Consider the following 11,961-nt stretch of genomic DNA (forward strand, 5'->3'; position numbering starts at 1 on the left):
CGAGGGTCCGGTTCTCGTCCCATGCTGGAAGACAGGGAGCGGCGACAGAGGGAGTGGTGGGGATGCGAACCGTTGTGGACCTCACGCACTGCCAGGGCTACGCACAGTGCGTGTTCCTCGCACCGAAGGTGTTCCAGCTGCACGGCGAGGAGGGACTGCTGTACGCCCCGGCCGTCCCGGACGACCAGGCCGAGCGCGTGCGCCAGGCCGCGGCGGCGTGCCCGGTCCAGGCCATCCTCCTCGGTGAGGAGGTGAGCGTCGATGGCCGGTGACCTTCGGGACGGCCGCATCGTCATCATCGGCGCGTCGCTGGCCGGGTTGAGGGCTGCGGAGGCGCTGCGCGAGGAGGGCTTCACCGGCTCACTGACCGTGGTCGGCGACGAGCCCCATCCGCCCTACGACCGGCCTCCGCTGTCCAAGCAGGTGCTGCTCGGCCTGGTGGCGGCGGACTCCACCGGGCTGCCGATGCGCCGGGATCCGGACGCCGAGTGGCGGCTGGGCGTACGCGCCACCGGCCTGGACCCCCTCGGGAAGCGGGTGCTGCTGGCCGACGGCGAGTCGGTGCCGTACGACCGGGTGCTGATTACCACCGGGACCCGGGCGCGCCCCTGGCCCAAGGCGGAGGAGGCCGCCCTGGACGGGGTGTTCACCCTGCGCACCCGTGAGGACGCCGGCGGCTTGGCCGAGCGGCTGGCCGCGGGGCCACGGCGCGTGCTGGTGATCGGCGGCGGCTTCACCGGCTCGGAGATCGCCTCGGCCTGCCGGGAACGCGGACTGGACGTCACCGTCGCCGAACGCGGTCCCGCACCCCTGGTGGGCGCGCTCGGCGGCACCCTGTCGAAACTCGCGGCCGTCATGCAGCGCAACCACGGCGTGGACCTGCGCACCGGAGTGACGGTCACCACCTTGCGCGGGGACGGCAGCGGCCGCTTCAGCGGCGCGGAGCTGTCCGACGGCAGCCGCGTCGAGGCGGACGTGTGCGTCGTGGCGTTGGGCGCGGTCCGCAACGTCGAGTGGCTGGCGGACTCCGGGCTGGCGGCGGGCCCGCGCGGAATCGCCTGCGACGCCGGGTGCCGCGCCTTCAACATGTACGGAATCGTCACCGATGACATCTTCGTCGCCGGCGACGTCTCCCGCTTCCCCCACCCGCTGTTCGGTTACCAGATGCTCTCCCTCGAGCACTGGGGAAACGCGGTCGAGCAGGCCGAGGTCGCGGCCCACAACATGGTCAACCCGGGGCCCCTGCGGCGCCCGCACCTCGCCCTCCCGACGTTCTGGTCGACCCAGTTCGGGCTCAACATCAAGTCGGTGGGCGTGCCCACCTTCTCCGACCACGTGGTCATCGCCCAGGGCTCCTTGGAGGCGCGCCGTCTGGCGATGGTCTACGGCTACCAGGGGCGGGTCACCGCCGCGGTCACCGTCGACATGGCCAAGTCGCTCGATTACTACCGGCACCTGATCGAGACCGCTGCTCCGTTCCCGCCCCCGCCCGGCGCGGCGGACCGCGCGATCGCGGCCGACATCCCGGTTCCGTCCGACGTGCCGGATCCGAAGGGGCTGTCCCACGGCCCCACCGTGGCGCTCACCGGATACCTGCCCGACCGCCGACTGACCGTGGTGCAGCCCCGCGGCTGACCCACGTCCCGCCCGACGACGAGGAGCCACCATGGACTCCGACACCTTGCTGGCACGGATCACCGACTACGCGAACCGCCCCAACCCCTACCCGCTGTACGCGGAACTCCGCGAGGCCGGTCCCGTGGTACGGCAGGCAGCCGGCAGCTACCTGGTCGGCACCTACCACGAGATCGCCGCCCTGCTCCACGATCCACGGATGAGTGTCGATCCCCGCATCCGCGGCGAGACAACACACAAGCCGCCGTTCCTGCGGCTCGACGACCCGGAGCACCACCGACTGCGCACCCTGGCCATGCGACCGTTCGGCCCCCCGCACAGCCCCGGCCGGGTCGATGCCATGCGCGGCGAGATCGACCAGCTCACCGAGGAACTGATGGAGCCATTCCAGGCGGGCCGCCAGATCGACATCGTCGACGACTTCGCCTACCCGCTGCCCGTCACGGTGATCTGCCGCCTGCTCGGCGTGCCGCGCGAGGACGAACCGCTCTTCCGGGAATGGTCCGACGCGATCGTCGCGTCCGCCGACGTCAGGCCCGAGGAGGATTCCACCGAGCGGGACGAGGCGGGCGACCAGGCGCGGAGCGAGATGGGCCGGTACCTGGTGGACCTCGCCGAGAAGCGCCGTGGCAAGCCGAGCGACGACCTGCTCTCCGCCTTCGCCAACGAGCCGGATCCGGCCCGGCGGCTCACCCAGGAGGAACTCGCGGAAACCGCCGTGCTGTTGCTCATCGCGGGACACGAGACCACGGTGAATCTGATCACCAACGGGGTGCTCACCCTACTGCGTCAGCCCGAGCATCTGGACCAGCTGCGTCGCGAACCGGACCTGCTGCCGCGAGCGGTGGAGGAACTGCTGCGCTACGAACCCCCGGTCCACATGCGTGAGCGCATCCCCCTCGCCGACATCGACGTCGCCGGCACCACCATCCCCGAAGGCACCTCCGTCGTGCTCGCGCTGGCTTCGGGCAACCGCGACCCCAAGCGGTTCCACGAGCCCGACCGGTTCGACCCCACCCGCCCGGACAACCAGCACCTCGGCTTCGGCAGCGGTATCCACCTGTGCTACGGCGCACCACTCGCCCGCATCGAAGCCCAGGCCGCGCTCGGCGCGCTGATTCCCCACCTCGGCACAGCACGCCTGGTCCAGGACCCGCCCCCCTACCGGCAGAACGCCATGCTCCGCGGACCCCGTCACCTGCCCATCCACCTGTGAGGCCGCCTGGCAGCACACGGCCAGCAGGGGGTCAGCGGCCACGTACCTGGGCGGGGTGCCGGGTACCGGCCCCGGGCTGCCGGTCTGGCCGATGAGGGCTTCGATGGCCTCGGACGGGCGGCGGCCGGCGCGGGTCTCGCGCTGCCGCAGCGTTGCGCCAAACCCGTCGAGGGGAGTGACCTGGTGTCAGCGTGTGGGCGGGGTTGCCGGCGGGATGCGGAACAGGACGTGACGGGCCTTGCGCTGGACCTCTTCCAGCAGGCCCTGGGTGACCAGGTCGCGCAGCACGCTGCGGACCCGGCGACGCGACTGTGCGCCGATCGTCACGCGGATGTCCTCGGCGGACCACGCTCTGGATCGACGAGCAGAAGGCCGGCCGGCCCGATTCGAGCAGGACCTCGGGCCGCGCCGACAGGCGGTGTCAGGCAGCCGTGGCGGCCAGCGTGTCCAATGTGCCGCTCTTGGCCTGGGCGACGAGGTCGCGGAACTGCTCCTCGCTCATCTGTACCTGCTGGCCGAAGTCGTCGGTGATCCGTACCCGCCGGTCCTCGGGCGCTGCCGGGTCCAGGAACAGCTGCGGACAGCCGCAGTTGCAGTTGCCGCAGAAGGTCGCGATCGGTTGCGTGCTGGTGCCGTACATGTGTGCCACCTCGGGTTGCCGCTGTCGTGAGCGTGAACTGTCGCTTCTTCGATGCCCAGTGGTGAGGATCTGTCAAACTCCTTGAAGCACAAGGGAGTTATCAGGTCAGCAGTGGACAGGTCGGGCGGGCTGGGCGGCCCGGCGCTGCTCCGAGAATCTTGGTGGAACGCGGGAACTCGCATGGCGCTCCGTCCGACTGCCTGGGCGGGCTCGCAGTGGCGGCCCCAGGTGGTTCGGGTCACCGGGAGAGTCTCATGCGCTCGCGTGTTGTGCGGCGTGACTGCCGCGATTGCCCTGCTCGCCACGGGGTGCGGCAGCAGCGCGAAGTCGGGAGCCGCAGCGCCGACGGCCAGGGCGAGCGCCGCCACGGGAGCGGCCTGCCCCGTCGATGTGACCGACTGCGCGGGAGCGTGCCGGTGCAGTCCGGGGAGATCGACGTCGATGCCGGTGAACGTCGACTCGCAGCGGCGCTCGCCGTCGTAGGGGTCCCAGAGTAGCGACGCGAGGGTGCGACGCTGCGCCGAGGCGGCCTGCCAGGCCTTGCTGTCGTGCTCAGGAAGCCAGGATCCGGCGGCTCGGATGGCGAGGTGCTCGCCGGCGGAGTCCCACCGGTAGATGGAGTGGGGCCGGTTGGCCGGCCACAGGTGGCCGCGACCTCGGATGGCGCGGCCGGCGCAGAGGTGGTGCATCAGCGCGACGGCGCGCGCGGAGGTGGCGGGATCCGGGTCGTTCGCGTTCGAGGTGACCACCACGTCGGCGCTTTCGAGGTGCTGGGCGGCGGTCTCGGCGACGGTTCGCCGGTCGTCGGGGCCGATGGCGAGTCCGTGGTCCAGGAGCCGTTCGCCGCAACCGAGGTCGTCCTCCAGACGGGAGAGGTTCACAGTGGCGGCTACGGTGTCGATCCGTAGGTGGTCGGCGAGCGACTGCCCGCAGACGTGGCCGTGCGCGACATCCAGGGCGACCAGGTCGGCCGCCATGCCCGGTGGGAGCGCGAGGAACAGGTGCCGGTAGCGGCGGGCGCGCGTCAGGCGCAGCAGGACGGCGAGTAGCCCCAGCGGCAGCATGTGAGGGGAGCCCGGGCGCGACGGCGTCAGCGCGCCGCCGTCCACCGGCCCGATCCGGGCCAACCGCTGGTCGTCGTCCAGGCCCGGCTCGCGGTCGTCGTCGGCTGGCGGTCGTTCGGGGCAGCACCGCTGGCCGCCCGTCCGGCCGGTACGACACCGTCCGCTCGCCCAGGCGGTGACCCCGCGTCCGCGGCCGCCGCGCGCCGTGTGAGCCCGCCGCCCACCACTCCAGCCCGCGGCCTCCCGTCTGCCGCGCCTGCACAGCGCGCCCCGCGCCGTCGGCAGAACTCCGCACGCCGGGAGAACCTCGTCCTCTGCGAGGAACTCGGGGCTCTCTCTGTCGGCCCCCGGAATCGTCCTCGCCAGGGACACCTTCGGCGCGGCCCGTGCCAGCGTGACCGCAGTCTTCCTTCACGGCTTTCCCGGGCCGGTGCTACTCCGTGTCGGCGACCATCTCGCCATCGACGCGCCCGCTGGCCGCCGAGAGCACGACCGGCGACAGTCGTGGTGGCGAGGTCGGATCCCCGCCGACCAGCCGTACTTCGGCGCAGCGTCCATGCGCACGGCGATCCGGCACCACCGGAACGTAGGCACTCAGCCTGGCCCGGCCCGCTCGGCTTCGTCCTTCGCCAAGCTGATCACCGCGCTGCTGCTCGGCGACTACATTCGCGCCCGGGAGATACCCTACGCGGACCATCATCGCGACCCCGGCACCGGCTTCGGGCGGATCGTCCGCATCGACCACCTCACCGACCCGGCGGCCCTGACCGAGCTCCTTGCCGATCCGGACAGCGCCCCGTGCGGTGTGACACGTCTGCTCGTCAGGGGCTTCGGTGACAGGTTGTGCCGGCAGCCTCGTCCGCATGTCCGAACAGCTTCCAGAGGTGGCACCGGCCGATGCCGCCGATGCCCTACAGGCGGCTCGACGGACTACGGACTGTCGTCGGCCGCCGTTGCGGGGGCCGGGGGCCGGTCGAGCGGCCGGGGCTCGGGGCTCGACCGGCCGGGGCTCGGGGCTCGACCGGCCGGAGGGGCCTCAGCCCTTGACGTACCACGCGGTGACGAACCCCTTGTGGGTGCGGTCGCGGGACCATGTCGTCACGCCGTCGGAACCGAGGGCGTTGATGGTGAAGTTGAGGTCGTCGAGCTTCTTGCTGAACGTCACCTTGCCGGTGAAGTAGCCGCCCAGCGAGTTCCAGTTGCTGGTGGTGGTGCGGAACCAGACGGCGTGGTCGAGGCCGATCACGAAGTCCACCCAGTCGCCGGTGCGCAGCGGCCAAAGGCTCTCGCCGTCGCCGTAGGCGCCGCCGCAGTAGAAGCTGCCGTTGTCGAAGCCGTGCTTGCTGGTGCAGACCTGGGGGAGGTCGGCGGCCTGCGCGGGGGTGGCGGTCAGTGCGGCGCTGGCGAGCAGGGCGAGGGTGGCGAGCGCGGTTGTGGTCTTGTTCATGGATACCTCTGGCGGGACGGGGTGGGCAGGGGGCGGCCGGGCCGTGGCGGAAGGCCGGCGGTCGGTCGCGCCGGGCTTCGATCCCCATCCTTACGCAGCGACTGACACTTGATCAACATTTGCTCCCGTGAGAGGTCCGCATGCGGACCGATCGTGCCGTGAAAGGCATCTCTCCTTGGCCGTAAGGGAGTTGTCCGGTTGCCGGCTGAACCTTTTGCCCACGTCGGCCGTTTCCCGTCGGCGGAAGCGGCCTCGGCCGTTCCGGCGCGGCGGCCGGGGAGTCGAGGGTGAACAGGACCGGTTGGTAGCCGGCGACCTGGTAGGGGAGGTGTACGGGGTGTTGTCAGGTTGAGTGGCGGGCTGTGATGATCGCCGGGTTTGTTGATCACCGGGAAAGGATCGCGGTGGGGACCGAGGCGGCGCCGTCGTACCGGGGTTTCCGCTTCCCGCCGGAGGTCATCTCCCACTGCGTGTGGCTGTACCACCGGTTCAATCTGAGCTTGCGCGACGTCGAGGAGCTGATGCTCGAGCGCGGTGTCGTGGTGTCCTGCGAGACGGTCCACCAGTGGACGCGCCGGTTCGGCCCCGCCTACGCCGCCGCCCTGCTCCGCAGACGCCCGAAGGCGGGCGACAAGTGGCACCTGGACGAGGTCTTCCGGGGAGCGACCACCCGGCTGACGCGGAGCAGCTCGGCCTCAGCCGGGCCGGCGGCTGGCCGAAGGCGGACCGCAACGTCCTGGCAGCGTGTCCGGACGAAGACGCTCTGGTCTCGCTGTGCTCCAACTGCCCCTCTCCCCGGACCCGGTGACAGGGGCGCTCTGGGAAGCCTGCATGCGGATTGTGGCCGCCAACGCCGAAGCGCGCGCCGTGGAATGCGCGCTGAGCGAGGACCGGCCGCGGTGGCTCGACTTCGCACGGATCCGGGCACGCTCACCGATCGCGCGAAACCACGAACTCCACACCCTTCTCGAGCCCGCCGCCGACACCTTCGCCGCCGATCAGCGCCAGCAGATCCTCACCGTCTGGGAGCAGGTCTGCGAAACGTGGGCGACAGCGACGGCGAGCGAGTGGCGGCGGCCGGGCTATGGCAGGCCGGCGCCCGGGACACGGCAGGGGTGCGGCGAACACCCGGGTGGAACGGGACCGCGGCCGGGGAGCAGCAGGGTGCGGGACGTCGTGGTGGCCGAGCGCCTTTCGTCACGGCGGGCCAGCTGACGGAACACCACCCGGCGGGGTCCCGTCGGACGGCGGGCGGGAGCTCGCCCCCCAGAGAGCGCCCCTTCCGGGTGGCCGTCGGGTATTGGGTTGACGAGATCGTTCGTGCTCGGGACCATGTGTCGCCGCGCGAGTGCGCGGGTGTGCGCAGACCGGTTGCCTGGGGTGTGGTGTTATGAAGTTCGTGGTGTCCGGGCGGTTCGCGGGGAAGGCCGGTCTGGTCGTCGGCTCGGCGTTGGTGTTGGCGGCCTGTTCGGTGGGCGGGGGCGATGGAGCGGCGGCCGGTTGGCCGAGGTCCGGCGAGCCGGCGCACGGCCCGGCCTCCACCGAGACGGTCAACTCCGTCAACGCCGCGCTCGGTAAGGCCGCCGAGGCCAAGGACGTCACCGAGTTCGGCACTGCGTTGGACCTGGAGGATCGGGCGTCCGGCCCGGCGGCCGGGGTCTGGCGGGCCGGTGCGCCCGGGACCGTGCGGCGGGCGCCGGCCGCCACCGGCGTCTCGATCGCGGAGGGTGAGGTCGGCGAGGTGGGTCCGCAGGGGACGATCACCTATCCGTCGGTGACCAGTTGTCTGGTCGTCACCGTCTACCTGCGGGACGGCGGCAAGGTCGGCGGCCATGCGAGCCTGTTCCAGGTCCCGGGGAAGTACAGCTCGGACGAGGTCCTTCCGGCCGTCAAGCGTGCCGTCGGTGACCGGCCGGTGAAGGCCGTCGATGTCAGCGGGGCCGTCGGGGCCTGGAACCCCTCGTACTTCGAGAAGGCCATCGAGCGGTACACCGACGGGGCGGCTCCCGAGCCGACGGGCGACGGGAAGGGGATCGGTGACGTGGTGGCCAAGCTCTTGGGCCGACAGGGCAGGAAGGTCACCGTCCAAGACGTGCCGGACGGCGACATCACCAGGTGAGCACCGCGTCGACGGCCGGAATGCGTCGTGCCAGCCCGGCGCCGGGAAGGACCGAGGCCGCCCGGCTGGTCAAGCGCGTGATGCGCCCGGGGACCGTCCGGCTCGTCGGCGACAACTTCAAGATGTTCCATCCCTACTACTTCGACCGGCTTCGCGACGACCCGCGCGGCGCCCGGTAGGCGGCCTCGGGCTCTGGCCCTCTTGGCGGCCCGTCCTATTCCGGCCGGCGGCCGGTGAGCTGCTGCCACCGGTCACGGGCCGCATCCAGTTCCTGGCGCGCTCGTGGAATACGCGCGTCCGACTTCTGACGAGCCTCGACCTCGGCGAGTCGGCGCCGGGCCTGCTCCTGAGCGGCCGTGTCGGCGATCGCGTCGCGCAGTTCGGCCTCGGCCTGTGGCACGAGCGCCTGGCGCTCGGCCTTGGACACCTTGGCGTCGGCGGCGGCGTTGAACACCGCTACCACGAACTTCCGCACCTCGGCCTCGGGCGTCTCCTCCGGGGAGACGATCACCATCTGCTGGCGGCCGGTCGGGAGCACCACGTAGACGTGGCCGGCCGTGCGCGAGTACTCGTCGCGGATCGAGACCTCGTGCAGCGGGCACTCGACGGTGCGGCCGTCCACCGTCATCTCCAGCGCGTGGTCGTACAGCCGCAGGTGCTCCCCGAGCGAGGACCGGAGTACGCCCCGGCCAGGGGCCCGGAGCCAGGCCAGGTGCGCCCGGGCCTGGTTGACCCGGTCCTGGTGGGCGCGCTCGGCCGCTTCGACGCCGGAGCGGGCCGTGGCGCGCTCGCGGCCAGCCTCGTGCTGCAGTCCGCGAAGCTTGCCGCGGGCGGCGTCCAGGTCGCGCCGGTTCGCGGCGTACTGCGTACTGAAGGCGTACCGCCATCCCCCGGGGTAGCGCAGCATCAGCCAGACCACCGCACCGGCGACCACCAGAACGATGACCACGACCCAGCCGACAGTCCCCATCGGTCCCCTTTCTCGGTTCCTGTGCCTGGCGGCCGTTCTGGCGGGCCAGGTCGAGCCGATCGTACGAACGGCGGCCGGTTCGCGCGGGGGAATCCGGGATTCCCCCGCGCGAACCGGCGGACAGCGTCGCGCGGGGCCGTTCGCAGGCGCCTGATTTTTCCAAAGCGGCCCCGGGCCGTCGGAGACTCTGGCATGCGCACCCGAATGGCGGCAGGCTCCGGGTAATCGCAGCCTCACACAGGGTCAACTATCGGGCCGGGGTGGGCAGTGCAGTACACGATCAGCGCGACGGCGTTCTTCGCGATCCTCATCGTCATCCGGCTCCGGCGCCGTACCGAGGCCCGCCGCCGCACGGACGAGGCGTTCACCGTCTTCGCCGCCGTCGTGTTCGGCGTCCTGATCGCCGCCACTACCTGGGGCCACACGATCCTCCAACTCGTCGGCATCGCCGTCGAAGCCACCCACTGACCGCACATCGCAAATCCGCTCCCCGGCCGGTACGGCGGCCCGCAGGAAGGACACCGACGTGAACAGGCCCGGAGCAGCGGATGGCTAGGCGCAGGCCACCGGCGCGGCGCCCGCGCGGACGCCGGCCCGTGCGGCGCGACGACGCCACCTGGATCGCCTACGCCCTGGTGGGACTCCTGGGGTTGAGCGCGGCGGCCGCCATCCTGCGGTGGCTGGCAGCGAACTGGTGGATCCCCGCCGCCCTCGCCCTCGCGGCCGGCGCCGCCGCCGCGGTCATCCTGCGAAGCCGCGCGCTGGCGGCGCGCGAGCACCGGCTGCGCGCCGCCCAGCTGCGCCTGGCGCTCAGCGGACCGGGCGGAATCGACCACATGACGCCGGACGCCTTCGACGGCGGCTACACCGGCAGCCTCGTCGAGCACTGCCTGGCCGCCCTCGCCCTGGTCCTGGCGATCGCCAAGCGCAGTGACGACATGCGCGGTTTCGTCGTGCTGCCCAAGCGGTGGATCGTGGAGCGGTTCTTCGCCCACTTGATGCGAAGCCGTCGCCTCGTGCGCGACTTCGAGCGATCCACCGGCAGCGCGGAGGCGATGGTCTACTGGTCGATGACCCTGCTCATGACCCGCCGCCTGGCCCGGCCACGGCCTTCGCGAGCGTGAACCGTCCCGGCGCCGGCTCGGCCAGCCACCCGCGCGCTGTCAGCCGTTTCGCCTTCGACCGCAACACCTCGATCTTCGCGGGCACCGGGTCCAGGCCGAAGCAGGCGGCCATCTCCTGGCACGTCAGCGGACCTTGACCCAGACGGTTGCGGTCCGCGAGAGCCTGCAGGATCCGCTGGTAGTCCGCCGACAGTGCCGACCAGACCAGGCCCGCACGCCACACCGGCACCACCGATTTCGGCTTCGCCGCCTCCGAAGATGCAGGCGGCACCGGCGGTTCACCGCAATCCGACGACTCCTCGGCGGCATCCGGGCCGGCGACGTCGCCTTCGCTCGGGGACAGCACCTCGCCGACGCGTGAACGGGCGGTGATCCACTCGTTCCACTCCCGCTCGGCCACGGCCAACTCGGCCGGGATACGGTCCGCCTCCTCCCGCAGCGCGTCCACACGACGGCGAGCGGTCAGCTCACGCTCTTCCAGCAGCCCCCACGACCGACGGCATCCCCGACCTCCACCAGAGCGACGACTCGACACGTCACCACTCCCCGAGACCGCCGACCCTATTCCTGACCAGCGGAAACGCAGCCCTCAAGCCCGGAAGGACAACAGCCACTCAAGCTCACCTTCGAGACGGGCCACACCACATCCTGCGACACCGAGGAAGGCCCGCGTCACGCAGCCCGCACGCCGAACACGCGGACCACCCATTCGTCGATCCGGATGCCGAACGCCGCCGCCGAGTCGATCTCCGCACCCGGAAGCGCCCCAGCGTCGTCCACGTTGGCGAGATAGTCGACGTCGGCCCAGCCGCCTCGGAAGAGCACCACGGACAGCAGGGCCTCCGCGGGGCCGGAGATAAGAACACCTACCGAGTCGGGATCGCTCACCTATGACCTGTCCGTCTGAAGGATCTGCGGCCATGGCGCCGTTTCATCACGCCACGTCACCTCGCCCACCCTGAGCCCGGCGGCCTGCCAATCAGGCGTCCGCGCAGCCACCTCTGCAACTGCCTCGTCGAGATCCACGACCCTCTCCATGGGATGGATCATGGCTCAACCAGGCTGCCGCCCGCCCGCCGCGTACTCGACTACACCGGCGGCACTCTGGTGATGCCCATGACTGTCCTGATCGAGGAGTACTGGCGCGAGATCAGCACGGGCCTCACTCAACATGCCATTCCGGTACGGCACTTCGTCCTCCACGCCGACCAGGACACCCTCCGTGGGCGCATTGCGGGCGATACTGTTCTTGGCCCCAACTCCCCGTTCCGTCTCAAATACCTTGAGCCCTACGCCGAGGCGGCCCGCAGGTGGCTACACGGCGAGGCCGAGGTCATCGACACCACCCACCTCACGCCCGCACAGACAGCCCTGCAGATCGCAGAGGCCGTCAAGAGCTGAGGCCCGCCCGCCACGCGAAACAGGCCGGCGAGGATTGGACACTGTTCTGCGGAACGCGTTCGGAGGACACGAGCGCGGAATGCCGAAGCCCTGCAGGTCACGACGATGCCATTGGACACCCAGACGCGGAACCTACACCGCGGTCAGTAACAGGTCGAAGGGCGACAAGGGTCCGGAGGCCTGGCGGCCGCCGCTGCGGTCGTACTGGTGCACCTACTCGCGTGCGTGGGTTATCTTCCGTTGTGTCAGGGCTTCTGTTATGTGAGGCAACTACGTTGATACTCACATGCCTAACGAGTATCAACGGGACATTAAGTGACGTCAGCTGCCTCCGTCCTTCGTCGG

16 protein-coding genes and 2 pseudogenes are annotated in these 11,961 nt (G+C 71.0%); 11 read left to right on the forward strand and 7 right to left on the reverse strand.

Annotated features, from left to right (window positions below):
• Nucleotides 1-62: 62 nt before the first annotated feature.
• From ACIOJE_RS18240 to ACIOJE_RS18250, 3 genes are read left to right on the forward strand one after another with little or no spacing between them, the layout of a single operon-like run.
• Nucleotides 63-272 carry a ferredoxin gene (locus ACIOJE_RS18240; protein ID WP_280684610.1) on the forward strand — a complete coding sequence of 70 codons (210 nt, stop codon included), beginning with the start codon at nt 63-65 and terminating at the stop codon, nt 270-272.
• Complete coding sequence (locus tag ACIOJE_RS18245; protein ID WP_280684612.1) at nt 262-1,635, forward strand: NAD(P)/FAD-dependent oxidoreductase; 1,374 nt, start codon at nt 262-264, stop codon at nt 1,633-1,635. Before ACIOJE_RS18240 ends, ACIOJE_RS18245 begins: the two co-directional genes overlap by 11 nt.
• A gap of 31 nt (nt 1,636-1,666) precedes the next feature.
• Entirely contained in the window at nt 1,667-2,851 is a 1,185-nt protein-coding gene (locus tag ACIOJE_RS18250) for a cytochrome P450 (protein WP_400777230.1), read from the forward strand.
• A 186-nt stretch (nt 2,852-3,037) separates the two neighbouring features.
• Here the strand turns inward: ACIOJE_RS18250 and ACIOJE_RS18255 are convergent, their stop codons facing one another.
• Together ACIOJE_RS18255 and ACIOJE_RS18260 are read right to left on the reverse strand one after the other, a co-directional pair.
• The gene (locus ACIOJE_RS18255) at nt 3,038-3,178 is read right to left on the reverse strand and encodes a hypothetical protein (protein ID WP_280684617.1); all 141 of its coding nucleotides are present in this window, start codon (nt 3,176-3,178) and stop codon (nt 3,038-3,040) included.
• A gap of 94 nt (nt 3,179-3,272) precedes the next feature.
• The gene (locus ACIOJE_RS18260; protein WP_400777232.1) at nt 3,273-3,491 is read right to left on the reverse strand and encodes a hypothetical protein; all 219 of its coding nucleotides are present in this window, start codon (nt 3,489-3,491) and stop codon (nt 3,273-3,275) included.
• A gap of 644 nt (nt 3,492-4,135) precedes the next feature.
• Between ACIOJE_RS18260 and ACIOJE_RS18265 the strand changes: the two genes are divergently transcribed.
• Nucleotides 4,136-4,399, forward strand: a complete 264-nt coding sequence (locus ACIOJE_RS18265) for a hypothetical protein (RefSeq protein WP_280684621.1) — start codon at nt 4,136-4,138, stop codon at nt 4,397-4,399.
• A 589-nt stretch (nt 4,400-4,988) separates the two neighbouring features.
• Here ACIOJE_RS18265 and ACIOJE_RS18270 read toward each other — a convergent pair.
• Both ACIOJE_RS18270 and ACIOJE_RS18275 read right to left on the reverse strand, forming a co-directional pair.
• Nucleotides 4,989-5,420, reverse strand: a complete 432-nt coding sequence (locus ACIOJE_RS18270) for a hypothetical protein (protein WP_400777234.1) — start codon at nt 5,418-5,420, stop codon at nt 4,989-4,991.
• Nucleotides 5,421-5,591: 171 nt separating this feature from the next.
• Entirely contained in the window at nt 5,592-6,002 is a 411-nt protein-coding gene (locus ACIOJE_RS18275) for a hypothetical protein (RefSeq protein WP_280684625.1), read from the reverse strand.
• 365 nt (nt 6,003-6,367) lie between these two features.
• Between ACIOJE_RS18275 and ACIOJE_RS18280 the strand changes: the two are divergent.
• The 4 genes and pseudogenes from ACIOJE_RS18280 to ACIOJE_RS18295 all read left to right on the forward strand — a co-directional run.
• Nucleotides 6,368-6,655, forward strand: a pseudogene (locus tag ACIOJE_RS18280) (IS6 family transposase); the annotation flags it as partial.
• 178 nt (nt 6,656-6,833) lie between these two features.
• Nucleotides 6,834-7,217: a hypothetical protein gene (locus ACIOJE_RS18285; RefSeq protein WP_400777260.1), complete on the forward strand. Its 384-nt coding sequence runs from the start codon at nt 6,834-6,836 to the stop codon at nt 7,215-7,217.
• 175 nt (nt 7,218-7,392) lie between these two features.
• Complete coding sequence (locus tag ACIOJE_RS18290; protein WP_400777236.1) at nt 7,393-8,121, forward strand: hypothetical protein; 729 nt, start codon at nt 7,393-7,395, stop codon at nt 8,119-8,121.
• Nucleotides 8,118-8,300, forward strand: a complete 183-nt coding sequence (locus ACIOJE_RS18295; RefSeq protein WP_400777237.1) for a zeta toxin family protein — start codon at nt 8,118-8,120, stop codon at nt 8,298-8,300. The genes ACIOJE_RS18290 and ACIOJE_RS18295 overlap by 4 nt, the downstream gene beginning before the upstream one ends.
• Nucleotides 8,301-8,335: 35 nt before the next feature.
• Here ACIOJE_RS18295 and ACIOJE_RS18300 read toward each other — a convergent pair whose 3' ends face one another.
• Nucleotides 8,336-9,091 carry a hypothetical protein gene (locus ACIOJE_RS18300; protein ID WP_400777239.1) on the reverse strand — a complete coding sequence of 252 codons (756 nt, stop codon included), beginning with the start codon at nt 9,089-9,091 and terminating at the stop codon, nt 8,336-8,338.
• 267 nt (nt 9,092-9,358) lie between these two features.
• On the opposite strand from ACIOJE_RS18300, the gene ACIOJE_RS18305 reads away from it, so the two are divergent.
• Together ACIOJE_RS18305 and ACIOJE_RS18310 are read left to right on the forward strand one after the other, a co-directional pair.
• Nucleotides 9,359-9,559 carry a hypothetical protein gene (locus ACIOJE_RS18305; RefSeq protein WP_400777240.1) on the forward strand — a complete coding sequence of 67 codons (201 nt, stop codon included), beginning with the start codon at nt 9,359-9,361 and terminating at the stop codon, nt 9,557-9,559.
• A 128-nt stretch (nt 9,560-9,687) separates the two neighbouring features.
• Nucleotides 9,688-10,215: a hypothetical protein gene (locus ACIOJE_RS18310; RefSeq protein ID WP_400777242.1), complete on the forward strand. Its 528-nt coding sequence runs from the start codon at nt 9,688-9,690 to the stop codon at nt 10,213-10,215.
• Here ACIOJE_RS18310 and ACIOJE_RS18315 read toward each other — a convergent pair.
• Nucleotides 10,172-10,663, reverse strand: coding sequence for a hypothetical protein (locus tag ACIOJE_RS18315; protein WP_400777243.1), 492 nt, complete (start codon nt 10,661-10,663; stop codon nt 10,172-10,174). The two genes, ACIOJE_RS18310 and ACIOJE_RS18315, sit on opposite strands and share 44 nt — an antisense overlap.
• Before the next feature lie 224 nt (nt 10,664-10,887).
• On the reverse strand, nt 10,888-11,103 hold the full coding sequence (locus tag ACIOJE_RS18320; protein WP_400777245.1) for a hypothetical protein: 216 nt from the start codon (nt 11,101-11,103) through the stop codon (nt 10,888-10,890).
• Nucleotides 11,104-11,286: 183 nt separating this feature from the next.
• Between ACIOJE_RS18320 and ACIOJE_RS18325 the strand changes: the two are divergent.
• Nucleotides 11,287-11,616, forward strand: a pseudogene (locus ACIOJE_RS18325) (ATP-binding protein); the annotation flags it as partial.
• Nucleotides 11,617-11,961 lie beyond the last annotated feature (345 nt).

Source organism: Kitasatospora sp. NPDC087861, assembly GCF_044742585.1.
Taxonomy (GTDB): Bacteria; Actinomycetota; Actinomycetes; order Streptomycetales; family Streptomycetaceae; genus Kitasatospora.

Coding starts and splice junctions, on each gene's coding strand:
- ACIOJE_RS18240 (WP_280684610.1), top strand. CDS start 63: ATGCGAACCGTTGTGGACCTCACGCACTGCCAGGGCTACGCACAGTGC.
- ACIOJE_RS18245 (WP_280684612.1), top strand. CDS start 262: ATGGCCGGTGACCTTCGGGACGGCCGCATCGTCATCATCGGCGCGTCG.
- ACIOJE_RS18250 (WP_400777230.1), top strand. CDS start 1,667: ATGGACTCCGACACCTTGCTGGCACGGATCACCGACTACGCGAACCGC.
- ACIOJE_RS18260 (WP_400777232.1), bottom strand. CDS start 3,491: ATGTACGGCACCAGCACGCAACCGATCGCGACCTTCTGCGGCAACTGC.
- ACIOJE_RS18270 (WP_400777234.1), bottom strand. CDS start 5,420: ATGCGGACGAGGCTGCCGGCACAACCTGTCACCGAAGCCCCTGACGAG.
- ACIOJE_RS18275 (WP_280684625.1), bottom strand. CDS start 6,002: ATGAACAAGACCACAACCGCGCTCGCCACCCTCGCCCTGCTCGCCAGC.
- ACIOJE_RS18285 (WP_400777260.1), top strand. CDS start 6,834: ATGCGGATTGTGGCCGCCAACGCCGAAGCGCGCGCCGTGGAATGCGCG.
- ACIOJE_RS18290 (WP_400777236.1), top strand. CDS start 7,393: ATGAAGTTCGTGGTGTCCGGGCGGTTCGCGGGGAAGGCCGGTCTGGTC.
- ACIOJE_RS18300 (WP_400777239.1), bottom strand. CDS start 9,091: ATGGGGACTGTCGGCTGGGTCGTGGTCATCGTTCTGGTGGTCGCCGGT.